Source organism: Glycomyces salinus (assembly GCF_016428645.1).
GTDB classification, from domain to species: Bacteria; Actinomycetota; Actinomycetes; order Mycobacteriales; family Micromonosporaceae; genus Glycomyces; species Glycomyces salinus.
In genome coordinates this window covers 1-25,710 of record NZ_JAELXW010000125.1, presented here as the reverse complement: position 1 = coordinate 25,710, position 25,710 = coordinate 1, and the positions used below count along the sequence as shown (strand labels likewise).

The 25,710-nt window shown below is 67.5% G+C and carries 27 protein-coding genes and 1 pseudogene; 21 read left to right on the top strand and 7 right to left on the bottom strand.

From position 1 onward, the window contains the following. Positions 1-39 precede the first annotated feature (39 nt). The 7 genes and pseudogenes from JFB92_RS22900 (at position 40) to JFB92_RS25850 (ending at position 5,167) form a co-directional block, all read left to right on the top strand. The gene (locus tag JFB92_RS22900; RefSeq protein ID WP_199043995.1) at positions 40-1,128 is read left to right on the top strand and encodes an outer membrane protein assembly factor BamB family protein; all 1,089 of its coding nucleotides are present in this window, start codon (positions 40-42) and stop codon (positions 1,126-1,128) included. A gap of 168 nt (positions 1,129-1,296) precedes the next feature. Next, positions 1,297-1,845, top strand: a complete 549-nt coding sequence (locus JFB92_RS22895; protein ID WP_199043994.1) for a hypothetical protein — start codon at positions 1,297-1,299, stop codon at positions 1,843-1,845. A 193-nt stretch (positions 1,846-2,038) separates the two neighbouring features. Further along, positions 2,039-2,608, top strand: a complete 570-nt coding sequence (locus tag JFB92_RS22890) for a hypothetical protein (protein ID WP_199043993.1) — start codon at positions 2,039-2,041, stop codon at positions 2,606-2,608. 22 nt (positions 2,609-2,630) lie between these two features. Further along, on the top strand, positions 2,631-2,981 hold the full coding sequence (gene yidD / locus JFB92_RS26745) for a membrane protein insertion efficiency factor YidD (protein ID WP_199043992.1): 351 nt from the start codon (positions 2,631-2,633) through the stop codon (positions 2,979-2,981). Continuing rightward, the gene (locus JFB92_RS22880; protein WP_199043990.1) at positions 2,974-3,294 is read left to right on the top strand and encodes a type VII secretion target; all 321 of its coding nucleotides are present in this window, start codon (positions 2,974-2,976) and stop codon (positions 3,292-3,294) included. The genes yidD and JFB92_RS22880 overlap by 8 nt, the downstream gene beginning before the upstream one ends. A 34-nt stretch (positions 3,295-3,328) precedes the next feature. Beyond that, positions 3,329-3,523, top strand: a pseudogene (locus JFB92_RS27090) (PPE domain-containing protein); the annotation flags it as partial. A 294-nt stretch (positions 3,524-3,817) separates the two neighbouring features. Beyond that, on the top strand, positions 3,818-5,167 hold the full coding sequence (locus JFB92_RS25850) for a M91 family zinc metallopeptidase (protein WP_307789259.1): 1,350 nt from the start codon (positions 3,818-3,820) through the stop codon (positions 5,165-5,167). Positions 5,168-5,259: 92 nt separating this feature from the next. On the opposite strand, the gene JFB92_RS22870 is transcribed toward JFB92_RS25850, so the two are convergent. After that, positions 5,260-6,009, bottom strand: coding sequence for a hypothetical protein (locus JFB92_RS22870; RefSeq protein ID WP_199043979.1), 750 nt, complete (start codon positions 6,007-6,009; stop codon positions 5,260-5,262). Positions 6,010-6,562: 553 nt separating this feature from the next. On the opposite strand from JFB92_RS22870, the gene JFB92_RS22865 reads away from it, so the two are divergent. From JFB92_RS22865 to JFB92_RS22850, 4 genes are all read left to right on the top strand, one after another. Next, positions 6,563-6,937 (top strand): hypothetical protein, encoded by a 375-nt coding sequence (locus tag JFB92_RS22865; protein ID WP_199043977.1) that lies wholly within the window; start codon positions 6,563-6,565, stop codon positions 6,935-6,937. Next, positions 6,927-8,297 (top strand): caspase family protein, encoded by a 1,371-nt coding sequence (locus tag JFB92_RS22860; RefSeq protein WP_199043975.1) that lies wholly within the window; start codon positions 6,927-6,929, stop codon positions 8,295-8,297. Before JFB92_RS22865 ends, JFB92_RS22860 begins: the two co-directional genes overlap by 11 nt. Before the next feature lie 98 nt (positions 8,298-8,395). Next, positions 8,396-9,304 carry an ABC transporter ATP-binding protein gene (locus tag JFB92_RS22855; protein WP_199043973.1) on the top strand — a complete coding sequence of 303 codons (909 nt, stop codon included), beginning with the start codon at positions 8,396-8,398 and terminating at the stop codon, positions 9,302-9,304. Further along, positions 9,301-10,152 carry an ABC-2 transporter permease gene (locus tag JFB92_RS22850; RefSeq protein WP_199043972.1) on the top strand — a complete coding sequence of 284 codons (852 nt, stop codon included), beginning with the start codon at positions 9,301-9,303 and terminating at the stop codon, positions 10,150-10,152. Before JFB92_RS22855 ends, JFB92_RS22850 begins: the two co-directional genes overlap by 4 nt. A gap of 40 nt (positions 10,153-10,192) precedes the next feature. Here JFB92_RS22850 and JFB92_RS22845 read toward each other — a convergent pair whose 3' ends face one another. Beyond that, positions 10,193-11,044: a class I SAM-dependent methyltransferase gene (locus JFB92_RS22845; protein WP_199043971.1), complete on the bottom strand. Its 852-nt coding sequence runs from the start codon at positions 11,042-11,044 to the stop codon at positions 10,193-10,195. Positions 11,045-11,054: 10 nt separating this feature from the next. Further along, complete coding sequence (locus JFB92_RS22840) at positions 11,055-11,591, bottom strand: MarR family winged helix-turn-helix transcriptional regulator (protein ID WP_199043970.1); 537 nt, start codon at positions 11,589-11,591, stop codon at positions 11,055-11,057. Positions 11,592-11,724: 133 nt separating this feature from the next. On the opposite strand from JFB92_RS22840, the gene JFB92_RS22835 reads away from it, so the two are divergent. After that, positions 11,725-12,657 (top strand): NADP-dependent oxidoreductase, encoded by a 933-nt coding sequence (locus JFB92_RS22835; protein ID WP_199043969.1) that lies wholly within the window; start codon positions 11,725-11,727, stop codon positions 12,655-12,657. On the opposite strand, the gene JFB92_RS22830 is transcribed toward JFB92_RS22835, so the two are convergent. Continuing rightward, complete coding sequence (locus JFB92_RS22830; protein WP_199043968.1) at positions 12,654-13,184, bottom strand: potassium channel family protein; 531 nt, start codon at positions 13,182-13,184, stop codon at positions 12,654-12,656. The genes JFB92_RS22835 and JFB92_RS22830 overlap by 4 nt on opposite strands. A gap of 118 nt (positions 13,185-13,302) precedes the next feature. Between JFB92_RS22830 and JFB92_RS22825 the strand changes: the two genes are divergently transcribed. The 5 genes from JFB92_RS22825 to JFB92_RS22805 all read left to right on the top strand — a co-directional run bounded on the left by JFB92_RS22825 (position 13,303) and on the right by JFB92_RS22805 (position 18,886). After that, on the top strand, positions 13,303-14,004 hold the full coding sequence (locus tag JFB92_RS22825; protein WP_199043966.1) for a hypothetical protein: 702 nt from the start codon (positions 13,303-13,305) through the stop codon (positions 14,002-14,004). 26 nt (positions 14,005-14,030) lie between these two features. Beyond that, entirely contained in the window at positions 14,031-15,833 is a 1,803-nt protein-coding gene (locus JFB92_RS22820) for an alkyl/aryl-sulfatase (RefSeq protein ID WP_199043963.1), read from the top strand. Positions 15,834-15,890: 57 nt separating this feature from the next. After that, on the top strand, positions 15,891-16,802 hold the full coding sequence (locus JFB92_RS22815; RefSeq protein WP_199043961.1) for a phosphotransferase family protein: 912 nt from the start codon (positions 15,891-15,893) through the stop codon (positions 16,800-16,802). Positions 16,803-16,936: 134 nt separating this feature from the next. Beyond that, positions 16,937-17,881, top strand: a complete 945-nt coding sequence (locus JFB92_RS22810; protein WP_199043959.1) for an anti-sigma factor RsbA family regulatory protein — start codon at positions 16,937-16,939, stop codon at positions 17,879-17,881. 153 nt (positions 17,882-18,034) lie between these two features. Beyond that, positions 18,035-18,886 (top strand): hypothetical protein, encoded by an 852-nt coding sequence (locus tag JFB92_RS22805; protein WP_199043958.1) that lies wholly within the window; start codon positions 18,035-18,037, stop codon positions 18,884-18,886. A 53-nt stretch (positions 18,887-18,939) separates the two neighbouring features. Here JFB92_RS22805 and JFB92_RS22800 read toward each other — a convergent pair whose 3' ends face one another. Further along, the gene (locus JFB92_RS22800; protein ID WP_199043957.1) at positions 18,940-20,907 is read right to left on the bottom strand and encodes a pectate lyase family protein; all 1,968 of its coding nucleotides are present in this window, start codon (positions 20,905-20,907) and stop codon (positions 18,940-18,942) included. A 287-nt stretch (positions 20,908-21,194) separates the two neighbouring features. Here JFB92_RS22800 and JFB92_RS22795 point away from each other — a divergent pair, with 287 nt between their 5' ends. After that, the gene (locus JFB92_RS22795; protein WP_199043956.1) at positions 21,195-22,166 is read left to right on the top strand and encodes an NAD-dependent epimerase/dehydratase family protein; all 972 of its coding nucleotides are present in this window, start codon (positions 21,195-21,197) and stop codon (positions 22,164-22,166) included. Positions 22,167-22,214: 48 nt separating this feature from the next. Here the strand turns inward: JFB92_RS22795 and JFB92_RS22790 are convergent, their stop codons facing one another. Together JFB92_RS22790 and JFB92_RS22785 are read right to left on the bottom strand one after the other, a co-directional pair. After that, positions 22,215-22,703 (bottom strand): DUF1269 domain-containing protein, encoded by a 489-nt coding sequence (locus JFB92_RS22790; protein WP_199043955.1) that lies wholly within the window; start codon positions 22,701-22,703, stop codon positions 22,215-22,217. Beyond that, the gene (locus JFB92_RS22785) at positions 22,672-23,079 is read right to left on the bottom strand and encodes a hypothetical protein (protein WP_199043954.1); all 408 of its coding nucleotides are present in this window, start codon (positions 23,077-23,079) and stop codon (positions 22,672-22,674) included. The genes JFB92_RS22790 and JFB92_RS22785 overlap by 32 nt, the downstream gene beginning before the upstream one ends. 260 nt (positions 23,080-23,339) lie before the next feature. Between JFB92_RS22785 and JFB92_RS22780 the strand changes: the two genes are divergently transcribed. From JFB92_RS22780 to JFB92_RS22770, 3 genes are all read left to right on the top strand, one after another. Beyond that, on the top strand, positions 23,340-24,593 hold the full coding sequence (locus tag JFB92_RS22780) for an MFS transporter (RefSeq protein ID WP_199043953.1): 1,254 nt from the start codon (positions 23,340-23,342) through the stop codon (positions 24,591-24,593). A gap of 54 nt (positions 24,594-24,647) precedes the next feature. Continuing rightward, the gene (locus JFB92_RS22775) at positions 24,648-25,052 is read left to right on the top strand and encodes a four-helix bundle copper-binding protein (protein WP_233163699.1); all 405 of its coding nucleotides are present in this window, start codon (positions 24,648-24,650) and stop codon (positions 25,050-25,052) included. A gap of 158 nt (positions 25,053-25,210) precedes the next feature. Continuing rightward, positions 25,211-25,588, top strand: a complete 378-nt coding sequence (locus tag JFB92_RS22770) for a hemerythrin domain-containing protein (RefSeq protein WP_199043952.1) — start codon at positions 25,211-25,213, stop codon at positions 25,586-25,588. Positions 25,589-25,710: the final 122 nt, after the last annotated feature.

Below are 25,710 nucleotides of genomic sequence, written 5' to 3'. Positions count from 1 at the left end.
CTCACTCAGAGCGCATGATGCCTTGCTCGAAATGGCTCAATGAAGGTAGACGATCCTGATCTCTCTTTCGAAGAGCCCAGCATAGCCATGCTGGATCCCGAAACCGGGGATTCATATTGGGAGATCCCAGTCGGACCGGTGGCTCGCTCCCCCCATTTCTGCGACAACAATGAAGAATTCGTCTGCCTGGTAGCGCAGGAAAAGGGAACCGATAGTGAAGAATTCTACTATATGGTACTCGACGCCGAGACCGGAGATATGCATGGTCAGGTCGCCGTCTCCGACAAACGGTGGATAACGGCTGGACTCTTCCCAGAGTCAGCGCACTCCAATTCCGTATTGTATATGGATACAGATGGACAGGAACGTTGGCGTCTTCGGGCCGAGGAGCTGGTGGATTCCGCCTATGTAGATGTCAACATGGGATGGAATATCCACCTCTCCGACGACGGATACTTTTTCGGAATGATCGCCACCGAGGCCGAATTGGTGCAAGATGGAGTCTTTGAGAGAGATCTCAGCTTGCGCACGATGGCTGCATTCGACCGCGGCACCGGCGATACAATCTGGTCAGAATCAGGAGTCGGACCATGCGGGACCGAGATCCGGTTCTCCGAATCCTCTCCAGTCTGGTGCCGAGCCGATGGCACGTTTAAATTCGGGTACGAAGAATCCTATGGATTCGATGGAGAAACTGCTATTGCAGGATTCGATCCCGCTACGGGAGAAGAGACCTGGACATGGGAGCATGATGATCTTGGTAGTGTCATATACGATTCGCCAGAGCTCATTGATCGTGTAGACGACAGTAGATACCTTCTACGGCTGGCCGACGACAACTACCTTCTCGACGTCGATACCGGAGCTGTCGAAGTTCTCAATGACGAGTTTACCTTTTGGTGCCAAGAATGGGTTTCAGTGGAACCGAAACGCGTCGTTCCAGCAAGCCCGGCTTCGAACTCCCGGTCCGTTCCCAACTCTATGCCATGCAACGCCGATGGAGAGGAGGTGGAAATCAAGGACATGACAGTGTTCCCCGATTACGTGGGCGCGACTTCTGGGAACGTATTCGCTTGGTTTGACGATTCAAGTCAGTTGCGAGCGATTGATCTCGGTGAAACCGAATGACACTGCCGCCAAAATCTCGATTTCGCCTTCGAGGAGGTCGGCGAAGGGAGAATCGAACTACCTGGCAGGCGATATCCACGCAACACTATATATATCAAGATACGAAATATAGATACCGTCGAGGTTCGATACCGCTCCAGTTCGTACCCTTCACGCATCGAGGTCACAATGAATTTCCCTGCCAAGTTGTTTCCGATTTCCACCTTGTTTCTCGTGGCGATGCAAATCGCTGGATGCTCCACAGCTTCGAATAATGAGGATACCGACCCATCCGCTACTGAAACCGACGAAAAGACTATCAATGATGATGCGGCCGTCAGTGACGATACGACTTCTCTTGAAGTATCCGATGAAGTCAGCAGTTGGACTGGCTGCGACGTGTTCGAGCGCGACATCATGGATCTGGTGGAATCCATGCAGTATTATCGATTCAGCGAGTCCGGACTTCGCAACTTTGACGACCGGACGCCCCCTCGAGACGATCTTACGATTTGTGGGGCAACAGCCCTCTGGACCACCAGTATCGTTCCCATCGGAATAGTTTCTTTCGGAGTCGGCGCGAGCCCGGATGAAGAAGAGGCTTCAGATCGATACTCGGAACTGGTCGCGGCCGCTGAAGCCGATTCCAGTCAATTCATCGACGAACCTGCTGAACTTTCGGGAGCATGGGATGAAAGCCACTTCATTCACGGCTCCTATAGCGGAGATACATTCTGAATAATCGCGCGAGATGGCGAATTCTATATCGAGATCATGCTCAGCACCGGAGCCGATCTCAGTGGCCAAGGTGGTGTTCCTGTAGACAAGTTTACTCTTGAGGATGTCAAGTCACACCTGTTGGAGACCACGGTTCCGAACGTCCACCAAGGAATTCTTGATAGGTTGGATTCGGCGGGAATCTGAACGAGATGTGCGCAAGATCAAGTTCCTCGGCCATGTGGATGGTCCGGCCGAGATGGCTTTCGGCTCGCACGGCAACTGCTCCCATACTACTGAGATGCGCCGCGCCGGAGAGCTCTACCGGTTTCGGCACGAGCTGCTCCGAGACCACCTGGCGACATCCATCACCGCCAATAAGAACGAACACGTTCTCGCAGGTCAACTCCACCGGCCAAATATGGCCGGTCACCTGGCCTGGCGCCGCATCATGTTCCGTCCCAACATCGGTGGAGTCGAGACGGCCGAACTCGATTCGCAGCCGGGCCGACGGACCGATGCGCCGATCCGACGGGAGGAATCAATGAGGAAGGGCCCGAGGCCGCCAGGGTGGTCCGGCACTGACGCCGCATGCTTCAACGCCGAAGGCGGTTGCTTCGCCGCCGGTACGTTCATTATCGGGTTGATCGTCTCGGGTATCGCCGGTTTCATCTTCGCCGCGGCAGGCGGTCCGGGCGCGGGTATCGGCGTGTTCGTGCTGGGAATGATCATCACCATCCTCGTCACCTGGCTGTCGTGGCACACCAGCCCCAAGGTCAAGTGAGCCGCGGCCGGGAAGGTGCACGATGAAGACGCTCACACCATTGGACATACCGCCAGAGGCTCGGGCGCGCTCGGGCCCTTGGCGGTCGATCCCGAGACTCCTCGGGATCGCCGCGATCCGGCTCTATCAGCGGACGCTCGCTCCACTGATGCCCGTGACCTGCCGGTATGTGCCGTCGTGCAGCCAGTACGGACTGGAAGCCGTGCGCACGTACGGCCTCCTCACAGGAGCCCGGCTCGCACTCGGCCGAATCCGAAGATGCGTACCGGCCCAACCCCACGGAACCCCGGACCCGCTCCCCGTGAGTTCACCCCGACGCAACGACTCTGCGAATGACTTCGATCCTTCCCACGTTAGGCGGAACGATGAGTGACGCGATCAATGTCGACCCCGAAGAGATCGCCGGAACCGGTCAGAAGTTCATCGGCATCGCCCAAGATCAATTCACCGCGATAAGCACGGCACGCGAGGACTTCTACGTCGATCATGCCGACTTCGGCAAGTACTCGTCCTGCGCCGAAGCCGCTCTGGCACATCACGACCTGGCCGAAGCCGCCGGACGCGCGGTCGAGCGTCTCACCACGGCGATCGAGCAGGAGTCCGACGATTTGATCGGCACCGCGTTCTCGTACCAGGACGCCGACGATCAGGCCGCCACCGACTTCAGCGGGCTCGATCAAGACTGACACCAAAGAGCCGCCCGACCGCGAAGGACACGTCATGACAGAGACGCAGACGATGAACACTTCGTTCTTCACGCTCGAAGCGAAGGCCGCGCCGCTCATCGCGGCCGCCGACGCTTGGCGCGGACTCTCCACCGACCTCTACGCCGCAATGGAGTCCCGCCTGGACGCGGTGAAGCCGATCGTGGACGACTGGGAAGGCCAAGACTCCCAGTCCTGGCAGGAGCACCACGGAAAATACCTCAGGGACCTGGACGCCCTCCAGGCCGAATGCGAGGCGGTCGGAACCACGGTCGATGACATATCCGGTGAGATCACCAGCCACCAATCGCAGTTGAACAGCCTCCTGACCGACATCATCGGGACCCTTGACGCTCAATGGACCACTGAAGGACTGGTCGTCACGCTCGAGACCGAATCGGACCGGACGACCCACGGGAACTTCGTGAGGGACGGCAGGGACATCCACGACTCCTTCGTTGAGGCGGTCCAAGGAGTCAAAGGCGATTTCGAAGCGCACCTGGAGGTGATCGAGAACATTGCCGACCGCTGGGAGTGGGTCGACTCGGACCAGTTCGACCAGGTATTCACCACCCCGGTGGAAGCCGATAGCGCCGGATGGATGCTGGTCGACGGCACATGGATCTTCAACGCCGGCGACGGCGACAATTCGATCGAGGTCATGCAGACAATGCTCGGCGTGCCGATGGTGGTGTGCGACGGCCGTGCGTTCCCGGTTCCGCCGGGAGCGGATATCACCATTCGCACCGGTGACGGCAACGACGACATCCAAGTACCACCGGGCACGAACGTCGAGGTGAACATCCTGGCGGGTGCCGGCGACGACATTGTCGACATCGGAAGCGGCGGCGACAGCCGGGTGATCGGAGGGTCAGGGAACGACACGATCGAGGTCGACGGCGGAAGCAACTACGTCTCTGCCGGAAGCGGCGACAACAACATCGAGACCCACGGCGCGGCCGACGACGTTCGGGCCGGGGACGGCAACAACCTGATCTACGCGATCGGCGGCGAGAACACGATCTCCGTTGGTGACGGTGACAACTATATTGAGGGCGGCAGCGCCGACAGTCTCATTCACGCCGGTTCGGGCGACAACACCGTGTCAGGCGGAACCGGCGACGACCTGATCATCACCGGAGAGGGCCAGAACGTCGTCTACGCGGGCGATGGCGACGACCGGGTGTACGCGGATGACCATGACGGGGACCCCGAAACGGGTACCACGGTCTATGCCGAGGGGGTCGACGAGGTGCATGGCGGCGAGACGGTGACGGTCGAGATCTCCGACCCGCCGAGCTGGATCCAGATCGACGGTTCCCCGGAGTTCATCGCGCGCATCGAAGCCGATCTGAACATGTACACGGCCTCCCCGGTCGGCCAAGAGATGCTCGCCGAACTCGACGACCTCCACGATACCGCTCCAGGACCGCTCGAACACCACCTCACCATCTCCGAAACGGAAGATGGATCGGGAGCTTCCGATTCGGTACCCAGACCCGGCATCAATCACCAAGTCGATCACATCGATATCGAAATCAGTCCGCAGCAGCAGGTGTATGAAGAATCGCTGCCGGCGACGCCGAGTTCGGCGATCCTATTCCACGAGTCGGTCCACGCCTACGACTTCTTCCGCAATGACTTCGATTCGGACGAGCTCGATTCCCGATATGGGCCCGACGAGGGCCAACTTGAAGGTGAATACGAGGCGACCGGTCTCGAGTACGACCACGACGACGATCCGAGCACACCGGACCAACTCGACCCGGACCGCAACCAGAGCCTCACCGACAACGCCTTCCGAGAGGAAGCGGGCTTGCCCGAGCGGACTCGATACACCGATCCCCGGGGATGAATCGTCGGGGCCGGGGTTCTTCCCGTACCAATCGGGGCTGGTGGACTCCCGGGCGATGCGGGCTCAACTGCTGCTGGGTGCTGCGGTTCTTTTCAGGGGATGTCTTTCGGGGCGAGGCCGTAGTCGACGTTCCATACGTGGTCGGGGATGAGCGCGGCGAACTCGTTCAAGAGGTTCAGGCGTTCGTCGAGTTCGGCGGACTTGAATATGTCCTCTTTGGAGATATAGCACCAGCCGTCGGCGACGACCAGGAAGGTGCCCACAGGGGGCTGCCTCAGCATTACCCAGTCCATCAGCCCCTGGTGGAGGATGTCGTGGCCGAATCGCGCATGCTCGGCGAATGCCAGATACTCGCGGTTGAACCGGTGGTGCTCCAGAGTGGTGTCCTGGCCCACGAAGCCTGAGACGGCTCCCCGCCACCGCTTCGTGACGCACACGAACGTGCTGGGCATCGGCAGCCGGACCGCCACCGTCGAGGCGTAGTACGCAGTGTCGGGGTTCTCCTCCCAGATCCAGTTCTCGGTGTCGCCGCGGTGCTCGATCTTCACGTCGTTCCACCGCTGCTGGAACGCCGTGAACCGCCGTCCCCCGCTGTCGATCGTCATGACGCGCTCGGCGGCGCTGGTCTTGTTCATCTGGAAGCGGAAGCCGTATGCGGCGCGCCCGGACGCGCCGCGACCCTTGAGGCCCCGGGCGGTATCGATCGGTTTGAACGGCTGCTCGGCCTTGCCGCGCTTGAACACGTCGATGATCTGGAGGGCTCGGTCGTCCTTCGCCCGGCCCCCCAAGCCGAGGAGCCAGAGGCCGAGGCGCAACTGGCGGCACGGCGTGTCCTCGGGCACCGCCGACGATGATCAGGACCGCTCCGGCAGACTTGGCAGATCCGGTGAAGACGCCGGAAGCGTGTCCCGGGAGCAGCCACCGCCGAGGGCGCGGAGCGCCTGCGAGGCCCTACGCGACGGACCTGCGGGCGGAATGCACACACCGCGCGCCAGCCTGGGCAGGACTCGGGCCGACCGGCCCCAGTGGAGGGGAATCACCGAACGGGGCAAATCGGGTCGAGTCTCAGGCTTCCACTTGTCCCGTGTCGGTTCCCGAATCGGCGCCGAGGATCCGGCCGGACATCGACGATTCTCTATAGGACCATGTTGCAATGGCGACTGATCCGGAAATAATACTTACAAAAAGAGACCGTCGATCAAGTTCCATGGGAACACGCTTAGTAAGTACTACTGAGCAGCCAAAGACCCTTCGGGGCCCGAATCGAGCTGCCCTATGATGAATTCCAGTCACTTCACTCCTCCCGCTTCCAGTAAGACGAGACGGTCATTTGAGTCGTCCGGACTACGCCGGGTGGAGACGTTCGTTTTGGTAGCACCTTTTCCAGGAAACGGAATGTCCGAACACTACAACGCAGTAGAAGTCCGTCTCGATCTGATAGGCGGGGACCCCGAGGAAGTCGAAACCGCTCTCCAGTATCTGATCGATGATCTTACATATTACGGAATCGAGCGTGTGGCCCGCCCCGCTCCGGCATCCGCTCCAGCCGGCACCCGGAGTGCCGGATCAGTCGAAGTCGGCGCACTCCTCCTACTACTGGGCACCATGACTGTCCGCGAGCTCATCCGCCTGCTCCGAGACTGGCTCGGACGCCGACGTTCCGGCCGCATCCACCTGAAGATCGGCGATGACGAGATGATCTTGGACGCTGTCAGCGAAAAGATGCAGCAGGAAGTCTCGGAGGCGTTCATTCGCCGCCATGAGCAGTAGTCGCCGGCGAGCGCTCCTGCTCGCATGCAGCCAATTCCACGATCCCAGATTCGACCCGCTTCCAGGTGCGCGCGCCGACGTCGAAGAGCTGAACGGAGTGCTCGGCGACCCGGAGATCGGAGGGTTCGAGGTCCGGTACCTCACCGATGTGGACAAGAGCTCTGCCGAACGCGCGCTGGAGTCGTTCTTCAAGGACGCCGGAAGAGACGAGCTCCTACTGCTGCACCTTTCGCTCCATGGCTGGAAGGACGAGCACAACCAGCTCTACTTCATCGTGAGCGACTCCGATCGCGACCAGCCGGTCGCAACGGCGATCTCGGCCGGGGACCTGGACAGCCTCATATGCCGATCCAGGGCCAAGAGCATCGTCATCACCCTCGACTGCTGTTACAGCGGGGCCTTCCCCTTCGGAGGACGAACGCGTTCGGGCGCGACCGGAACGGTCGATCTGAGCGAGCTTGGCGTGGGGTACGGCCGCGCGTTGCTCACTGCCACGACCTCCCTGGAGTACGCCTACGAGGAATTCTCGGAGTTCGAATCCGACTCGGGCACGGCGGGCCCGTCACCGTTCTCCGGCGCGATCGTCGAGGGCCTGCGGGACGGCTCGGCCGACATGAACCAGGATGGCGAGGTCTCAATCCAGGACCTGGCCACGTTCGTCCAGGAGCGATTCAGAACCGCTGGATCGAAGCAGACCCCGACTTTGAGCATGCAGGATTGTCGGGAGCCCATCCGCATGGCCCGGGTGCCCGGCCAGCCCGACCGGCATCTCGAAGGCGCTGCCGTCGCCTCCGAATCCCGGCCCACGGCGTCGGGAAAGCCGGACGGCAAGGAGGTCTCTCCCCCACGGGAGCGCGAGACAGGACGCGCTGCCGAACTCGACGCCGGTCGACCGCGCGAGTCTTCGGATGCCGGTCGGCCGTTGGTACGAGTCTTTGGAGCGCTCACCGCTGCGGCGAAGTACACAGGGATAGGCCTCGCGATCTCTTGGAGCCTTATACTGGGAGCCGCTCCGGCAGCCGCTTTCGGAATCCTCTTCGAAGCATTGGTGGATGCATGGCACCGCCCTTTCAATATCGATCTGGCCGCTATGTTCATCTTTGAATCAGTATTCCTGGCGATAACAATGAGGGTGATCTTCAAGCTCAGCAGCCGGCAATGGAAGCTCTACCGTCGAAGGCATATGGCGTACTTGGAGCTTGGAATTCTCGGCGGCCTTCTTTGGGCCCTTGTGATTGTCGACGAACATCTTTCCGTTCTGGCGCTGATCGGCATCTGGGGGACCATCACATTCGTTCGTGTCGGGCTCATCGCCTATCGCCATTTCGGCACCAAAGTGGTACTCACTCGAATTAATTGACATAGTTGTATCCTGCGTGCTCATACCCCAGATCGTTGATCCGGATATACGTTCTGGCGCTGATGCCGGTTCGGTGCTGGGGATCGAGCATCGGGGGCATGGATGCGAACATCGTGTCGACCGATCGGTTGACGAAGCGTTACGGCGAGCACATCGCCGTCGATCAGGTGAGTCTTTCCGTCAGGCGCGGGGAGGTGTACGGGTTTCTCGGGCCCAATGGGGCCGGGAAGACCACGACTCTGCGGATGCTGTTGGGGCTGGTGAAGCCCTCCGGTGGGTCCGCGCTCGTGCACGGGATGGTTCCGGGGAGTCCCGATTCGCTGCGGCGGACCGGTTCGCTCGTCGAGGGGCCGGGGTTCTTCCCGTACCTGTCGGGGCTGGAGAACCTGCGCGTCATCGCCCAGTACCGGGGACTGGGGCGCGGCGAGGCCGAGGAGGCTCTGGAGCGGGTGGAACTGGCCTCGCGCGGGAAGGACCGGTTCCGGACCTACTCGCTGGGGATGAAGCAGCGGCTCGGGGTCGCGGCCGCGTTGATGGGGCGGCCCGATCTACTGGTGCTCGACGAGCCGACCAACGGGCTCGACCCGGCCGGGATGGCCTCCATGCGCCGCCTGATCCAGGACCTGAGCGAGGACGGGCAGACCGTGCTGCTGTCGAGCCACCTGCTGGCCGAGGTGCAGCAGTTCTGCCACCGCGTCGGGGTCGTGGTCGGCGGGCGGCTGGCCTACGAGGGGACCGTGTCCGACCTGCGCGGCGCGCGGATGCTCAAGGTCCACGCCGAGCCGATCGAGAAGGCCGTGCAGGTGCTGACCGGCACCGCGACGGGCGAAGTCGAGCTCACCGACGACGAGGACGGCCGCACCGTGCTGGCCGCCGACGCCGACGGGATCGACGTCCCGACTCTTGTCCGTGGGCTAGTGGCCTCGGATATCGACGTCCATTCGGTGTCCGTGAGCGAGCGCTCCCTCGAAGACGTGTTCCTGACCATGACGGAGGCGGAGAAATGAAAGCTTGGACGGATTCGGCCAGGGCCGAACTGCGGCGGTTGATGCTGTGGCCGGTTACCTGGGTGCTGACCGGGGTGTGGCTCACCCTCCAGATCCTCTTCTCGTTCGTATTCCCCTACATCGCCTACCGCTCGGAGGACCCGGACGCGTTCCAGGGCGGACCGGCCGGGGAGATCCTGGCCTCGATGCTGCCCTCGTCCGCGCCGGAGCTTCTGATCGCCGGGACGCCCATGTTCGGCGGCGCGGTCGTCATGATCTTCGCCGCGCTGGCCGTCGGCAGCGCCTACGGCTGGGGCACATGGAAAACGGTCCTCACCCAGGGCCCGGGCCGGGCCGCCGCCACCGGCGGCATGGTGGCCGCGATCGGGACGTGCGTGGCGGTCCTGGTGCTGGTCAGCGCCGCCGTCGTCCTCGGCATGTCGGCCGGGGTCGCCGGGCTCGAGTCGCAGGCGATCGACTGGCCCGCCTTCGGCGACATGGCCGCCTCGGTGGGCGCGACGTTCCTGGTGCTCGGCATGTGGGCCGCCGGTGGCCTGTTCCTGGGCGCGTTCACCCGGGGACCGGCGCTGAGCGTCGGCCTGGGTCTGCTGTGGACGCTCGCGGTGGAGAACCTGCTGCGCGGCGTCGCGAACCTCATCGACGGCCTGGAGGCGGTGACCGACGTCCTGCCGGGGTCCAGCGCGGGCTCCCTCGCCGGAGCGGTCGGCGCCTCGTCGAGCGGAGCGACCGCGACACCGGGAGTGTTCGACGCCCTCTCGGGCCCGGCCGCCGCCGGGGTCGTCGCCGCCTATCTGGTCGTCTTCGCGGCCATCACTTTCATGCTGATCAAGCGCCGCGACGTCGTCTGAACGGAGTGCCGGGCAGGCCTCGGCCCGCCCGGCCGTTCGGCTACGGGTTGGTCGCGGTCACCAGCCAGGTCGCGCCGGGGAACTTCACGACGCCATCCACGAGGTGGCCTCGCAGCTCGGCCCGCACCTCGTCGAGGAGCGCCTCCCAGCCCTCCGGTCCCAGTTCGGGTTGCAGCCGCTCTTTCGCGAGGCGGCCGACTCCCGAACCCAGGATCGAGGCGAGGCGCTCCTCCACGCCGTCGCCGCCGCCGATGCCGTAGTCACATTCGAAATCGAAGGGGGCAATGCCGATCGACTCCCACCCGGCGTCGGACAGCAGCGAAGCCAATCGGTCGGCGTCGGCGAACGCGGTGGGGCCGGGGGCGTTAAGATCGCTCGGCTCGGGCTGCGGTTCGAGCCTTTCGAGGATGACACTGGACCCCGCGGTGAACACGGGGTTCTCCTCCTCGGTCCGCCAGCAGTCGAAGACCATCCGGGCGCCGGGCTCGCAGGCCCGGCGAATGTTGGCGAAGGCGGCGACCGGGTCGTCGAAGAACATGACGCCGAAGCGGGAGACCACGCGGTCGAACCGCTTGCCGGGGACCGCTTCGAGCAGGTCGGTGACCTGCGCGTCCGCCACGATCACGTCCGCCTCGGGTACCCGGCGGCGCGCCGCTTCGGCCATCACCTCGGAGATGTCGACGCCCACCGCGGACGCTCCGGCCCCGGTCCCCGCGGCGAGCAGGGTGCCCGAACCGCAGCCCACGTCGAGCATCCGGTGACCGGGCTCCACCTCGGCGGCCTTGAGGACCGCGGCGGTCACCGGCGCGAACACCGCGTCGAAGATCGCCTCGTTCTCGACCCATCCGGCGGCGCCGGCGTTCCAGTTCTCGCGCATCTGTTCGTTGACCATGTCGGCGAGCCTAGCCTTGCGGGCCCGGATCGGCTCGCCGCCTGCGGGGGGCGGCGGAGCGGGGCGGGAGGGCGCGCACGTGGTCCCGGACACGGGTCATGACCTCCCGGAGCGAGTCGACGTCCTCATCGGACAGGGGGTCGAAGAGCATGTCGTAGACCCTCTGGGCGTGGTCGGGCAGGATGCGGCCGAAGAGCGCCCGTCCCCGATCGGTGACAGCCACGAGTGTGGAGCGCTCGTCGTCGGGACTGGGCCCCCGGTTGACCAGGCCGGACTTCTCCAGGAGCCCGACCTGGTAGGTCAGGCCGCTGCGGCTGTAGACGACGAGGTCGGCCAGTTGGGTCATGGTCAGTCGGCCGCCCTCGGCGCCGGAGAGGCGGCCCAGGATCTGGAACTGGACGGTGCTGAGTCCGCCGTCGGTGCGCAGTTGCCGCTCGATCTGGTGCTGGAGCAGGTCGGCGGCCTCGGTGAACACGAAGTAGGTCTCAAGCTGCCCCGGGCTGAGCACGGGGTCGACCGGGGCGGCGTGGGACTCGTGGTCGGACATCCCCCGATCTTACCTGCTTCGAATTCGAAGCATTGTGCGCGAGGTCACCGCCTCCTGCACTTGTGCTTTGAATTCGAAGCAGATTACGGTGGAGTCATGCTTCGAATTCGAAGCACATCTTCGAGGAGGAAACATGAAAGCAGTTCGATACCACTCCCACGGCGACAGCGACGTCCTGGTCCACGAAGAGGCCGACCGGCCCCAGGCCGGTCCCGGACAGGTGGTGCTGGGGGTGGCGGGCACCGGGTTCAACATGCTCGACGTCGCCATCCGCGCGGGCATCGTGCGGGAGCTGTTCGCCGTCTCCCTGCCGCACACCCCGGGCGTCGACGTCTCCGGCACGGTCACCGAGGTCGGCCCGGACGTGACCGGATGGTCTGTCGGGGACGAGGCCGTGGCCTTCCTGCCGCCGACCGAACCGGGCGCGGCCGCCGAGTACGTCGCCGCACCGGCGCAGCTGCTCGCCGCCCCACCCCGCGGCGTCGACCTCGCCGACGCCGCGGGACTGCCGGTGGCCGGGCTGACGGCGCGGCAGGCGCTGTACGAGCACGCCGGCCTGAAAGCGGGGCAAAGCGTCTTGATCAACGGCGCCGGCGGCGGCGTGGGCGGGTACGCCGTCCAGCTCGCCGCGCGGACCGGGGCCTCTGTGACCGCGACCGGCAGCGCGCGCAGCCGCGACCGCTCCCGCTCCTACGGCGCCGACCGGGTCGTCGACTACACCGAGACTCCGGTCCTCGACGCGCTGAGCGGACAGCGGTTCGACGCGGTACTGCAGCTCGTGCGAACCAGCCCGGAGGAGACCGCGAGACTGGTCGACCTCGTGGCCGACGGCGGTGTGTTCGTCAGCGCCACCACTCCCGGGCCCGAGAACCCCGAGCGCGGCGTGCGGGTCGAGCAGGTCGAGGTCCGCAGCGACGCCGACCGGCTCGCCGAGCTGGTCGCCGCCGTCGACTCCGGCGAGCTGCGGCTCGAGGTCGCCCAGCGGCGCCCCTTGGCCGAGCTGCCCGCGGTCCACGACGAGGCCGCCGCCGGGAAGCTGAGCGGCAAGACCGTCCTGATTCCCTAGTCGCTTCGCCGGGCGGTCCGCCGGGGGCGGGCCGCCCGGTCGGCGAAGCGCCTGGCCAGGAGCGAAGCCGAGCCGGCCAGGGCGACCACGTTGAACGCCATCTGGACCGTCAGCACCGCCCTGGCCGTCTGGCCCTGCGCGGTGATGTCGCCGTACCCGACCGTCACCAGCGTGGTCATCGCGAAATAGAGGGCGTCCACCCGCGTCTCGAGCCCGGAGAACTCGCCGGGCCGGTGCGCTGCGATGACGAAGTCGGTCAGGGCGAACACCAGCAGCCCCGCCACGATGCCGACGACGAGCCCGCCGACCGGCGCGTCCGGCTCGCGCAGCTGGCGCAGCGCCTGCCAGCGGATGGCGATCGCGATCGCCGCCAGCATGGCGATCGTGAGCGTCCACCGCAACAGCACGGCCGCGTCGGGCCCCTCGCGGACCGGGACGGCGGCGTAGGCGACCGCCAGCGCCAGGCAGACGATCGCGTAGCGCGCCCACGGCGGCAGCCGTCTTCCTCTGGGAACAGCCTTCCGCATGAAAGTTCACGTTAGACAACCGGCGGCCGCATGACCGGGGAAACCACGGGAAGCGTCCGTCGGCGCGTATTCGGCCGAATCCGGGGACGAGCGAACCTCGGGAATCTACTCTGAGCTGGTGAGCGACCGGGAGGCGCCCGAGAGCGGCTCGGGCGAGCGCGCGCCGGGCTGGATCGAGCTGGCCCTGGCGATCATCATGGCGCTCGCGGCGGTCGGCACCGCCTGGGCCGGATTCCAGAGCGCCAAATGGGGCGGCGTCCAGGCGAACTCGTACGCCCAGGCCAGCGCCTCCCGGATCGAGTCGAGCAAGGCCGCGGCCCAGGCCGGGCAGCAGCGCCTGACCGACGTCATCTCCTTCACCTCCTGGCTCAACGCCCTCCAGGCAGAGATCGCGCAGGACCCCTCGGTGCGGCCGGACGGCTCCTACACCCCCGACCCCGACGAGCTGTCCGGCTTCCTGTACTCCCGGTTCCGCGACGAGTTCCGACCGGCGATGGAAGCATGGTTGGAGACCCGGCCGCTGGTCAGCCCCGACGCGCCCGGCACGCCCTTCGAGATGGACGAATACCGCCTCGATGCCGACCAGCGGGCCGCCGACCTCGTGACCGGGGCCGAAGACCTGTCGGCCGAGGCCCGGCAGGCCAACCAGCGCTCCGACAACTACGTCCTGACCGCCGTCGCGCTCGCGCTGTCGCTGTTCTTCGCCGGCGTCGCCACGCGCGTGAGGCGCCTGCGCACCAAGAAGCTCCTGATCGTCCTCTCGGCGGTGACGCTGGCCGGGTCGGCGCTGGTGCTCGCGCTCTCACCGGTGACGATCTGAACCATCCACGCAAAACAGGGGGATCCATGGGAAACGATATGGACTCGCAGGACTTCGCGGACGCCGACCGCGGCCTGATCGGCCGCCTCGAGCCCGGCGTCGTCCGCACCGAGGACGGCAGGGTCGTCTGGGACTGCGCCGCCTGGGACTTCCTCGAAGGCGACGCTCCCGAGACGGTGAACCCGAGCCTGTGGCGGCAGTCGCAGCTGTGCGCCCGCCAAGGGCTCTACGAGGTCACCGACGGCGTCTACCAGGTCAGGGGCCTCGACCTGTCCAACATGACCCTCATCGAGGGCGAGCGCGGCGTCATCGTCGTCGACCCCTTGATCTCGACCGAGACGGCGGCCGCGGCGATCGGCCTGTACCGCGAGCACCGCGGCGACCGCCCCGTGACCGGAGTGGTCTACACCCACTCCCACATCGACCACTTCGGCGGCGTGCTCGGCGTGATCGACCCCGAGACCGACGACGTGCCGATCCTGGCCCCGGCCGAGTTCATGGAGCACTCGGTGGTCGAGAACGTCTACGCCGGGACCGCGATGCTGCGCCGCGGCTACTACTACTCGGCCGGCGGCCTCGAACCCGGCCCGGCCGGACCGGTCGGCATGGGCCTGGGCCAGGCCGCCTCCTGGGGCACGCCCGCGCTCGTCCCGCCCACGGTCGACGTCACCGCCACCGGCCAGACCGAGACCGTCGACGGGGTCCGCCTGGTCTTCCAGCTCACCCCCGGCACCGAGGCGCCCAGCGAGATGAACTTCCACCTGCCCGGGCACCGGGCGCTGTGCATGGCCGAGAACGCCACCCACACCATGCACAACATCCTGACCCTGCGCGGCGCGGTGGTGCGCGACGCGCGCGTCTGGTCCCGCTACATCAACGAGGCGATCCAGCTGTACGCGTCCGAATCGGACGTCGTGTTCTCCTCCCACCACTGGCCGACCTGGGGCCGGGAGAGGATCACGCGGTACCTCTCCGAGCAGCGCGACCTGTACGCCTACATGCACGACCAGACGCTCCGCCGGATCAACCAGGGCGCCACCGGGCTCGAGATCGCCGAGGACATGGAGCTGCCGCCGGAGCTGGACCGGGCGTGGAACACCAGCGGCTACTACGGTTCGCTCTCGCACAACGTCAAGGCGATCTACCAGCGCTACCTCGGCTGGTACGACGGGCACCCGGCGTCGCTGTGGGAGCACCCGCCGGTCGATACCGCCAGGCGCTACGTCGAGACCATCGGCGGGATCGACGCCGTCCTGGCGAAGGCCCGCGACTACGTCGACGCCGACGACCCGCGGTTCGCCGCGCAACTGCTCAAGCACGCCGTGTTCGCCGAACCGGGCCACCAGGAAGCCAAGGAGGCGCTGGCCTCGGTGTTCGAACGGCTCGGGCACTCCTGCGAGAACGGCACCTGGCGCAACTGCTACCTCATGGGCGCGGCCGAACTGCGCGGCGAGGTCATGCCGGTCCCGATGGCCGCCTCCAGCATGGCGCACGCGCTCACCGTGACCCAGGTGTTCGACTCGATCGCGATCCGCCTCGACGGCCTCCGCGCCGCCGAGGTCTCGCTGACCATCGACTGGGACCTGACCGACCTCAAGGAGCACTACCGCACGCAGCTGTCGAACGGCGCGCTCATCCACTGGCGCGCCGACGGAGGCGACACCGGCGGCGCGGACCTGTCCCTGACTCTGACCAAACCGCGGCTGCTGGGCCTGCTCGACGGGCGCGGCCTGGACGGCGTCGAGTACGCAGGGGACCCGGCCGCGCTCGAGAGGCTCCTGGCGCTGACCGACCGGCCCGACCCGGACTTCGCGATCGTCACTCCGTAGGGATCGCCCTGCGGAAACGGCGTTGCGGGCCGCGAGCGGCGGCCGTAGCGTTGCCCGATGCCGTCCACCGAAGCGATCGCCGAGATCGCCTGCCGCCACGGGGTCGACCCCGGTGCGGTCGCCGCCGCGCCGAGCCAGGGCGTCGCCAACCGGGTCTACTTCCTCGGCGGCGACCTGGTCCTGCGCGTCGCCCGCCCCGAGAACGCCGACGACCTGCGCAAAGAGTCGATCGTGATTCCGGCGGCGCTGCGCGCCGGGGTCCGCACCCCCGAACTGGTCGCCTTCGACGACGACCTGCTGGAGGTCCCGTACATGGTCCTCGAGCGCGCGGTCGGGACCACTCCGGGCCTGCCCGCGGCCGCGGGCGACCGGCGCTGGCGGCCGGTGTACCGGCGGCTCGGCGCCGAGCTGGCCGCCCTCCACGACCGTGTCGAGTCCCTGCCCGGGGTGCCGGTCGACCGGGCCGCCGATCCCCGTCTCGACATCGACGGCCTGGCCGGGGCCGGATACCTGAGCGCCGACCTCGCCGACTGGCTCGTCGGCTGGTTCGACCGGCTCGACCCCCACCGCCCGGCCGCGCCGACCGCGCGGCTGATCCACGGCGACATCGCCCCCACCAACCTGCTCGCCGATCCGGAGACCGAGACGCTGGCGGCAATTCTGGACTGGGGCGACGCGGCCTGGGCCGATCCGGCCGCCGAGTTCGCCAAGCTCCCGCTGCGCGCGGTCCCGGCCGCGATCGAGGGGTACCTCGGCGAGAGCGACCCGGCCTGGGCCGCCCGCGTCCTGTGGCACCACCTGCACTGGGCGGTCGGGCGCCTCGCGGGCCCGCCCGATCCGCACGCGGCGCACTGGAGCGCCCAGCCGGGCAGCCGCCTGCTGGAGGTCATGCGGTTCTTCCTGGCCGACCCTCCCGGCCCCTGGACCGAATTGCGGCCGGTTCCCGGGCGCTCGGGAATTGCCCCCTAGCGCGCCGGAGCGTTATGTTTGAGGTGCGACGGCGACTGGGAACATGCCTTGCGACGGGCCACGGGCCGAGGCGTCGGGGTGCGCCTGGGGTCTGTGGTACGGCGGCATGACCGCGACACGTCCGAAGGAGAGCAATGAGCGCTGCGGCCGTCTGTGAGACAAAGGGCGGGTTCAAGCATCCGGCGCTTTTCTATTCGAACCGCGAAGAATTCCTGTCGGGCACCATTCCGTTCATCGACGCTGCGCTCGCGGCAGACGAACCGGTGGCGGCCGCCGTGCCCAAGCACAACCTCGAATCGATCCGCCGCGCCCTGGGCCCGTCGGCGGACCGGGTGGAGCTCATCGACATGGCCGATGCGGGCGCCAACCCGGGCCGGATCATCCCCGGCGTCCTCCGCTCCTTCGTCGACGCGCACCCGCGGAGCCGGGTGCGGATCATCGGCGAGCCCATCTGGCCCGGACGCACCGAAGTGGAGTATCCGGCGTGCGTCCAGCACGAGGCGCTCCTGAACCGCGCCTTCACGGGCCGGTCCGTCACGAAGCTGTGCCCCTATGACACCGAAGGGCTCGGCCCGCGCGCGATCGAGGACGCCGGGGCCACGCATCCGGTCCTGATCGACCGGAGCGGGCGACGCCCGAGCGACCGGTACGATCCCGATCGGATCCTCACCGACTACAACCTGCCGCTCGAGCCGCATCCGCGGCGGGCCATCGAGCGCTCGGCCGGCCCGGACACGATCGACAACGCGCGATGGTTCGCCATCTCCTACGGGCGCAGCGTGGGCCTGCCCGCGCTCCGGCTGGTCGACCTCGAGATCGCGGTCACCGAGCTGATCCGCAACAGCATCCTGCACGGCGGGGGGAGCGGGATTTTCCGGATCTGGACCGAGGAGTCGCATCTGGTCTGGGAGATCAGCGACTCCGGGCACATCACCGATCCCCTGGCCGGACGGCTCCCCTCGGTCGACCCCAGAGACCACGGCAGCGGCCTGGTGCTGGTGAACCAGATCGTCGACCTGCTGCGCATGCACACCTGCTCCGAAGGCACGACCATCCGGATCTATCTGCGACTGGGCTAGGCGGATCGCCGACCGCACGGAGCGGTGCGACTCGCCCTCGCGGAACGTCCGCGGACGGTACCGCGAGGCCGTCCGACGACGACAGTGTGTCGTACACGTGATCTAAAATAGGTGGGTACAGGCGATCTCGACTTCGCACGGAGGTGGGTCCGGATGGACCAGACCGAGCAGATCCCAACCCGATCCGAACGAATCCCCCGCGCCGACCGGCGCGCCCCGGCCGCGTCGCCGCTGCCGCGGCTCGGCCGCCACGTCGACGCCCTCGACAAGGTCGGGCTGCTCGCCTACCTGTCCGGGGGCGTCCACGCCACCACCGAGCAGGTGGCGCACTTCTACGAGGTGACTCCCCGGGCCGTGGCGCGCCTGCTGCGGTACCACCGGCGCGAGCTGGGCGCGGCCGGGCTCATCGAGCTGCGCGGCGAGGAGCTCCGGTCCTTCCAGCGCCGGTACCGGGCTTCGCTGCCGGCCCAGGCGGTCCGGGCATCGCGGCTCACGGTGTGGAGCCGCGGCGCCATCCTCGCCGCCGCGCAGCTCCTGACCGACTCGCCGGTGGCCGAGCGGGTGCGCAGGTATCTGGTGGCCGCCGAGTCCTCATCTCGGACAGGGCGCTTCGACGCCGCGCGCCTCGCCCGGTTCCAGGAGCGGGACGACTACCGGGGCGTGCTGCACTCGCTCAAGCTCGGCGGCGCGGTCGCCGAGCACTACCGGCTGGTCCAGAACTCCCTCTACACGGGACTGTTCGGGATGACCGCCGGAATGATCCGCGAGACCCGCGAGCAGCTCGACGGCGACCGCAGGCTCGACGGGGCCTTCACCGCCGTCTCGTCGCGGGTCGCGAAGAACTACCTCACCCGCGACGAGCTGCGGACGCTCGACGCGGCCGTGGCGACCGTGAACGCCCAACTGGAGGTCAAGCACCCGCGCGGGGCGACGATCGACCAGATGCTGGACGTGGTCCACAGTGCCGTGGCCCTGTTCAGGCCGACCTCGGTCGGGGCGGCCTAGCAGGAAGGCGGCGGGGCGCGTGCGCGCCCCGCCGCCCGGTATCGCCGTGCCTCCTAACCGGCGAAGGTCTCGAACTCGGCGACCTGCGGGGTGCCGTTCGAGCTGGTGATCACGAAGTTGATCTTGCTGAGCGTGTGCGCCGAGAAGGTGATCACGCCCGCTCCGCTGCCGGTGGCCAGGACCTCGCCGGTGTCGTGGTCGACGACCTGCCAGGAGCCGATGTTGCCTTCGGCGCCGGACGCCTCGCGGATGTTGATCGACGACAAGGTGACGTCGGAGCCCCACTTGACCGAGATGCGGCCGGTCGAGCCGGTCGGCGACCAGTAGGAGCCCATGTCGCCGTCGATCACGTTGCCGTAGCTGGTCCCGCCGGCCTTGCTGGAGCCGTCGGCGCCCGCCCCGATGCTGAGGTTGTCACCACTGGGAGGCGGCGAGGAAGTCGTCGGGTCAGGGTCGGGGTCCGCGCCCGCCACATCGACATCGAGGAAGTCGATGTTCGCCAGCCCGCCACCGGTGGTGGCTACCAGTCGGACCGTGTTGTCACCACTGTTGACCGGTGCGGTCACGGTGACGGTCGACCAGCTGTTCCACGCCCCGGTCGGCTCGAACGCGACGTCCGAATGGACCACGCTGCCGTTGACCACGATGTCGGCCGCCCGGTTGTCGGCGGCGCCGTTGGCGTACCTGATGTCGAGGGTGGCGTCGCCCGCATCGGCGTCGATCGTGAACTGGGCGGCCGAACCCGTCGCGTTGTCGGTGTTGCAGAATCCGGAGCCGGAGAACCCGGAGTGATTCGAATCGATCGTCCCCTCGCAGGTCGCCGACGAGTCCTCCGCCTCGAATCGCCCGGTCGGGGGATCGGTCGGGTCGGTGGTCGGGTCGTCGGGGTCGGTGGTCGGGTCATCGGTCGGCGGCTCCGCGGAGCAGTTGCCGTCGGAGACCTGGTTGCCCTTGTTCGCCCCGGCCGTCTGGCTGACCACGTCCGGAACGCAGCCGGCGTCGTCGAGGTCGAAGGAGTACGGGATGTTCACCGACGTGGTCGACTGCGGGTTCGGCCCGGCGGGGTGGTTGTCGCTGCCGTCGGAGGACCAGGTCACATTGTCGTAGATGTTCCCGTTGACCTCCCACGAGCCCATCTCGTCGGTGTAGAAGGTGCCCAGGACGTCCTTGGAGTCCTCGAAGTAGTTGTTGTCGACCTGGATCTCGGCGCCGAGCCGGGAGTTGATGCCGGACTTGACGATGCCCACGAAGTGGTTGTTGTACGAGTGGGCCGTGCCGGCGCGCAGCAGGGGCGCGCGGGAGTCGATGTTCTGGTACAGGTTGTGGTGGTAAGTGACAGGGCCGTTTCCGGTGTCGCTGTCGCTGGAGCCGACCAGACCGCCGCGCCCGGAGTTGCGCAGGATGCTGTAGGACAGCGTCACGTACTCGGTGTTGTTCTTCATGTCGAACAGGGCGTCGTAGCCCTCGTCCTCACCGCCGGAGGCCTCCAGGGTCAGGTGGTCGGCCCAGACGTTGCTGACGTTGCTCTCCATGCCGATGGCGTCGCCGCCGTTGGAGGTGGGCGATCCGGACTTCTTGACGTTCCGGACGGTCACGTTCTGGATGATGATGTTGCTGGACTCGCGGAGGTGGATGCCGATCTGGTCGAACACGGCTCCGCCGCCGACGCCGACGATCGTGACGTTGCTGACCTCCTTGATCTCGATCACGTCGTCAGCGGTGTTGCAGCTGTCGCCCGAGACCTTGCTGGTGTTGCCGTGGTTGATCGTCCCCGACACCTCGATGATGATCGGGGTGCTGGAGCTGGCCCGGCTGCACAGGGCCTCATGGATCTCGGTGCCGGTGCTGGCGCTGACGGTGTCCCCGCCCTCGCCGCCGGTGGTCCCGCCGTTCTGCGTCGCGAATCCGGTGGCGCTTCCAGTCGCCGCCGATGCCGGGAGTATCGACAGGGCCAGACCGGTCGCGGCCACGGCCGTGGCCGTCAGGACCGCCGCGAGTCGCCGTGCGACTTTTCTTCTCATCGCCTCGATCTCCTTAATCGTGAGAGGTGAGGATAGATGTATGTCGATGAGTCTAAGGAAAGGGCTTTCTGGACGTCAAGACTTTTGACGCAACCGTTTGCAAACGAGTTCGAACATGTCCACCCATCGCGACCTGGCACATACGGGCAGTTCGTCGATGCCCGGTCCCGGTTCCGGCAGCCCGGCAGGGCTGCGCGCGCAAACGATTGGAACGGCTCACCCGTCGGCGAGGGCCTGCCGACCGCCGCCGACGCCTGGCACACTTGCCCCATGAGCAGAGGTGCGATATGAGGATCGTCGTCGTCGGCGGCAGCGGACACATCGGCACGTTCCTGGTCCCGCGGCTCGTCCGCGCGGGCCACGAGGTGGTCAACATCAGCCGCGGCAAGCGCGCGGCCTACACCGACGCTCCCGAATGGCGGCAGGTGGAGCAGGTGGAGGCCGACCGGGAGCGGCAGGACGCCGAGGGCGTCTTCGGCGACACGGTGGCGCGCCTGCGCCCGGACGCCGTCGTCGACCTGGTGTGCTTCACCCTCGAATCGGCCGCGGCCCTCGTCGAGCGGCTGCGCGGGGAGACCGGCCACCTGCTGCACTGCGGCTCGGTGTGGCGTTCCGGCCCAAGCCGCGAGGTGCCCATCGCCGAAGGCGAGGAGACCGAACCGGTCGGCGAATACGGCGTCCAGAAGGACCGCATCGCGCGGATGCTCAAGGGGGAGACCGCCGGGGGCGGGCTGGTGACGACCTCGCTGCACCCCGGGCACATCGTCGGCCCCGGCTGGGTTCCCATCGGACCGACCGGCAACCTCGACACGGCGGTCTGGGGCGCCCTCTCGGCCGGGCTCCCGCTCCGCGTCCCCGGCATCGGCGCCGAGCTGATGCACCACGTCCACGCCGACGACGTCGCCCAGGCGTTCGAGCTGGCGATCGGCGACCGCGAGGCCGCCGGAGGCGAGGACTTCAACGTCGTCGCGCCCACGGCCCTGAACGTCCGCGGGTTCGCGGAGACCGGAGCGGGCTGGTTCGGCCGCGAGGCGGTCCTGGAGACGGTGACGTGGGAGCAGTTCCGCGCCCACACCACCGAGGAGTTCGCCCAGACCAGCTGGGAGCACCTCTACCGCAGCCAGTGCTTCAGCATCGAGAAGGCGCGCTCGCTCCTGGGGTACGCGCCCCGGTACCGGCCAGCGCAGGCCGTGCTCGAATCGGTCCGCTGGCTCATCGAGCACGACCGGATCGAAGTGGACCGGCCGCTGGCCGTGTGACGCCCGGGCGCGGCCCGCCGAGCGGGCGGGCCGCGTTCGCCAGACGCGCTACTTGGCGGCGCCTTCGAGCGCGGCGATCAGTTCCCGCTCGTCCTCGGTGCTGAGCGAGGTCTGGATGACCCAGCCGCGCATGTCGGCCACCTCTTCGAGGACCTTGTCCTTGGTGGCCTTGCGCACCAGGGCGAAGACGGCGGCGTTGCCGGGTTCGAGCTTCTGGCCGAGCTCGCGCATGAAGTTGTCGTCGACTCCCAGGTCGGCGGCGGAGCCGCTGAGCGCTCCGGCGCCCGCGCCGACGGCCATGCCGAGCAGCGGCATGAAGAACAGGAGGCCGATCAGGCCGCCCCAGACGGCCCCGCCGGCCGCTCCGGCCGCGGTGGTGCTGCGGATCTGGCGGAGCTTGACCTTGCCGTCCCGGTTCTCGACCACGACGATGTCGTCGAGCTCGATGAGCTGCTGCTTCTGTAGTCCGATGATGCGTTCGCGGGCCTGCTCGGCGGCGCTGACGTCATTGAACCCGATGACGAACAGATTGCTCATGGTCCTCCCCCTGGATCACGGGCGGCGAATACGGCCGCTTCGCAATGAGACTATTCTCCGCGTTTGGCCCGCGCTGGATTTCGCCGATTGTCCCGGCCCTCGCCCGGGCGCTACCGGGCCCGGGCCCCGATCCGCCGCCCAGTTCGACCGCGACCACCAGGACCGCGAGGACGACCGACGTCCACAGTGTCCCGGCGACGCCCGGGTGGCGCCAGAGGACGAGTGCCCCGGCGGCGGCGATGACGAGGCCGACCTCGACGGCGACGCGGTGGGCGGCCAGCGCGGCGATGAAGGGCGCGGGGCCTGGCCCGCCCCGCGCGGCCTGCGCCCGCAGCCGCTCCAGCTCAGCGCGCTCGTCGCCGTCGAGCTCAGTCATGTCGCTTCCCTCCGGGCCCGGCGAGGTCGGACGTCGGGCTCACCGCCGCCCGATATCTGCATACTCCGATTCGCCGGGAATGAGGTCGTTATCGCCATTTCCGCCGGAGGACCCGCGCGGCCGAGCGGACGTGAAGTCGGCCACCTTTACCCGATCGGTGGGACGAGCGGCGGGGGCGATCGGACGCTCCCGCTCTAGTCTGGAAAGCGGTCCCTAGCCGCCCGGCAAGTATCCGCCCGCACCTCCTGGAGCCCCACCACGTGACCGCCACCGCGCCCGACGCCGTCCGCACCCGCTTCTCCGGCCCCCGCATGGTCGTGGTCGCCACGATCGCGCTCGGACTGACCTTCCCCGGCCAGACCGCCTCGATCTCGGTGTTCCTCGACCCGATGATCGACGAGATCGGGGTCAGCCGCACCGTCATCTCGACCGCCTACATGATCGGGACCCTGGTCGGCGCCTTCGCCCTGCCGTGGATCGGCCGCACGGTCGACAGGTGGGGCACCCGCCGCAGCATGGCCGTCATCGGCGGCGCCTTCGCCCTCGCCCTGACCGGGCTGGCGTTCGCGGAGAACATCATCGCGCTCGGCGCCGGGTTCGTCGGCATCCGCATGCTCGGCCAGGGTGCGCTCGGGCTGTGCGCGATGACGCTGGTCTCCCGCTGGTACGAGAAGCGGCGCGGCACCGTCCTGGGCATCCAGGCGGCCGCAGGCACCGCCGTCATCTCGATCTCCCCGGTCGTCCTCGAACGGCTCATCGCCGCCACCGACTGGCGCACGGCCATGCTCGTCGAGTCGGCCCTGATCGCGGTCGTCGTCGTCCCGATGGCGCTGGTGCTGGTCCGCAACCGCCCGGCCGACCTCGGCCAGTTCGTCGACGGGGACCCCGCCAACGGCTCCCGGTCCGAGGCCGAATGGGGCATGACCCGCGGCCGGGCCATGCGCCACCCCTACTTCTGGGTGCTGTGCGCGACCGTCGCCACCGCCGGGTTCTTCGGCACCGCCATCGGCTTCCACCAGATCGCCCTGCTGGGGGAGCGGGGCCTGTCGGCGACCGAGGCGGCCGCGAACTTCCTGCCCCAGACCATCGCCGGCACCGCCGCCACCCTCGGCCTCGGCTACCTGGTCGACCGCGCCAACCCGCGCCTGCTGCTGGCCGCCTCGATGGTCTTCTTCGCCCTCGCCGTCGCCTGGGGCACGGCGGTGGCGCCGGGCTGGTCGGCCATCGGATTCGGCATGGCCATCGGCGCCGCCGGCAACGCGCTCCGCGCCATCGAGGGCGGCATGACACCGAAGCTGTTCGGGACCAGGCACATCGGCGCGATCCGGGGCGCCGTCGGCGCGGTCACGGTCGGCGGGACCGCGTTCGCCCCCGTGCTGTACTCGCTGTTCTACTCCTGGACCGGCTCATTCCAACTGGTGCTGTGGCTGTCCACGCTCGTTCCGCTGGCAGTCGCCGTCGCCGCCGTCACCACCCCGCTCCCGCACGCGGAGGAATCGACTTCGGCCGATTAAGGCGGCTCGAACGGGGGAACGCTCTCGGCGAAGCTCGACGAGAGGGGAACCACCGTGACCACCGCGTCAGAAATGCTCGACACCTACCCGGCCGATCTCGGAGGCATCGACCGGGCGAAGCTCGCCGACTGCATCGAGAAGTGCTACTCGTGCGCCCAGTCGTGCACCGCCTGCGCGGACGCGTGCCTGAGCGAGGGCGACGTGGCCTCGCTGGCCGAATGCGTCCGCACCGACCTCGACTGCGCCGACATCTGCTTCGCGACCGGCCAGGTCCTGTCCCGGCGCACTGGATACGATGCCGACGTCACCCGGGCCGTGCTCCGGGCTTGCATGGCCGCCTGCAAGTCGTGCGGCGACCTGTGCGAGCAGCACTCGGCGATGATGCACTGCGCCAGGTGCGCCATGGAGTGCCGCGCCTGCGAGCAGGCGTGCCGCGAACTGCTGGACTCCCTCGGCTGAGGCGCCGCCAGGGCGAGGCCGACACCAGCCCGCCCGGCCGACCTCGAGGACCCGGCCGCCATGGAGTCGGTCGCCGCGGCTGAACCGCGTTTCGCCCCTGTGGACTCGGGTACACGACGCGCCGACCCGTATTTCCCGACCGCGTTTGGAGGGGCCCGATGGATTCGGCCGGGGCGCAGGGCACCGACCTGATCAGCGTCATAGTCGAGGACCACCGCAAGGTCGAGGCGCTCATGAAGCGGCTTGAGCGCAGCGGCCCGGGCGACCCGGACTTCGAGAAGCACCTGACCGAGCTCATATCGGAGATCAGGCATCACGTGCAGGAGGAGGAGACGCGCCTCCTGCCGCGGCTGCGGGCCGCGTGCTCGACCGACGAACTGGAGGAGCTCGGGTCGCGGGTGCTCAAGTCGAAGGCCGCGGCGCCGACGCGGCCGCACCCGAGCGCGCCGGACCGGCCGCCGGCCAACCGCGTCCTGGACCCCGGAGTCGGGTTCATCGACAAGATCCGCGACGGGCTCAGCGGACGGAGCATCTGAGCGGCCGACGCGGGGTGCTCCGTGCGGGACCGGGGGCCGCGGCCCTCGACCGCGGCCCCGTAGGCGTGCGGGGCTATGCCTGGGTGGTGGTCAGGCCCTCGCGCAGCTCGGACAGCATCCGG

Bases quoted from the DNA above. Each gene is read 5' to 3' on its own strand.
- JFB92_RS22900 (WP_199043995.1), top strand. From the start codon at position 40: ATGAAGGTAGACGATCCTGATCTCTCTTTCGAAGAGCCCAGCATAGCC.
- JFB92_RS22895 (WP_199043994.1), top strand. From the start codon at position 1,297: ATGAATTTCCCTGCCAAGTTGTTTCCGATTTCCACCTTGTTTCTCGTG.
- yidD (WP_199043992.1), top strand. From the start codon at position 2,631: ATGAAGACGCTCACACCATTGGACATACCGCCAGAGGCTCGGGCGCGC.
- JFB92_RS22880 (WP_199043990.1), top strand. From the start codon at position 2,974: ATGAGTGACGCGATCAATGTCGACCCCGAAGAGATCGCCGGAACCGGT.
- JFB92_RS22865 (WP_199043977.1), top strand. From the start codon at position 6,563: ATGTCCGAACACTACAACGCAGTAGAAGTCCGTCTCGATCTGATAGGC.
- JFB92_RS22860 (WP_199043975.1), top strand. From the start codon at position 6,927: ATGAGCAGTAGTCGCCGGCGAGCGCTCCTGCTCGCATGCAGCCAATTC.
- JFB92_RS22855 (WP_199043973.1), top strand. From the start codon at position 8,396: ATGGATGCGAACATCGTGTCGACCGATCGGTTGACGAAGCGTTACGGC.
- JFB92_RS22850 (WP_199043972.1), top strand. From the start codon at position 9,301: ATGAAAGCTTGGACGGATTCGGCCAGGGCCGAACTGCGGCGGTTGATG.
- JFB92_RS22845 (WP_199043971.1), bottom strand. From the start codon at position 11,044: ATGGTCAACGAACAGATGCGCGAGAACTGGAACGCCGGCGCCGCCGGA.
- JFB92_RS22840 (WP_199043970.1), bottom strand. From the start codon at position 11,591: ATGTCCGACCACGAGTCCCACGCCGCCCCGGTCGACCCCGTGCTCAGC.
- JFB92_RS22835 (WP_199043969.1), top strand. From the start codon at position 11,725: ATGAAAGCAGTTCGATACCACTCCCACGGCGACAGCGACGTCCTGGTC.
- JFB92_RS22830 (WP_199043968.1), bottom strand. From the start codon at position 13,184: ATGCGGAAGGCTGTTCCCAGAGGAAGACGGCTGCCGCCGTGGGCGCGC.
- JFB92_RS22820 (WP_199043963.1), top strand. From the start codon at position 14,031: ATGGGAAACGATATGGACTCGCAGGACTTCGCGGACGCCGACCGCGGC.
- JFB92_RS22815 (WP_199043961.1), top strand. From the start codon at position 15,891: ATGCCGTCCACCGAAGCGATCGCCGAGATCGCCTGCCGCCACGGGGTC.
- JFB92_RS22810 (WP_199043959.1), top strand. From the start codon at position 16,937: ATGAGCGCTGCGGCCGTCTGTGAGACAAAGGGCGGGTTCAAGCATCCG.
- JFB92_RS22805 (WP_199043958.1), top strand. From the start codon at position 18,035: ATGGACCAGACCGAGCAGATCCCAACCCGATCCGAACGAATCCCCCGC.
- JFB92_RS22800 (WP_199043957.1), bottom strand. From the start codon at position 20,907: ATGAGAAGAAAAGTCGCACGGCGACTCGCGGCGGTCCTGACGGCCACG.
- JFB92_RS22795 (WP_199043956.1), top strand. From the start codon at position 21,195: ATGAGGATCGTCGTCGTCGGCGGCAGCGGACACATCGGCACGTTCCTG.
- JFB92_RS22790 (WP_199043955.1), bottom strand. From the start codon at position 22,703: ATGAGCAATCTGTTCGTCATCGGGTTCAATGACGTCAGCGCCGCCGAG.
- JFB92_RS22785 (WP_199043954.1), bottom strand. From the start codon at position 23,079: ATGACTGAGCTCGACGGCGACGAGCGCGCTGAGCTGGAGCGGCTGCGG.
- JFB92_RS22770 (WP_199043952.1), top strand. From the start codon at position 25,211: ATGGATTCGGCCGGGGCGCAGGGCACCGACCTGATCAGCGTCATAGTC.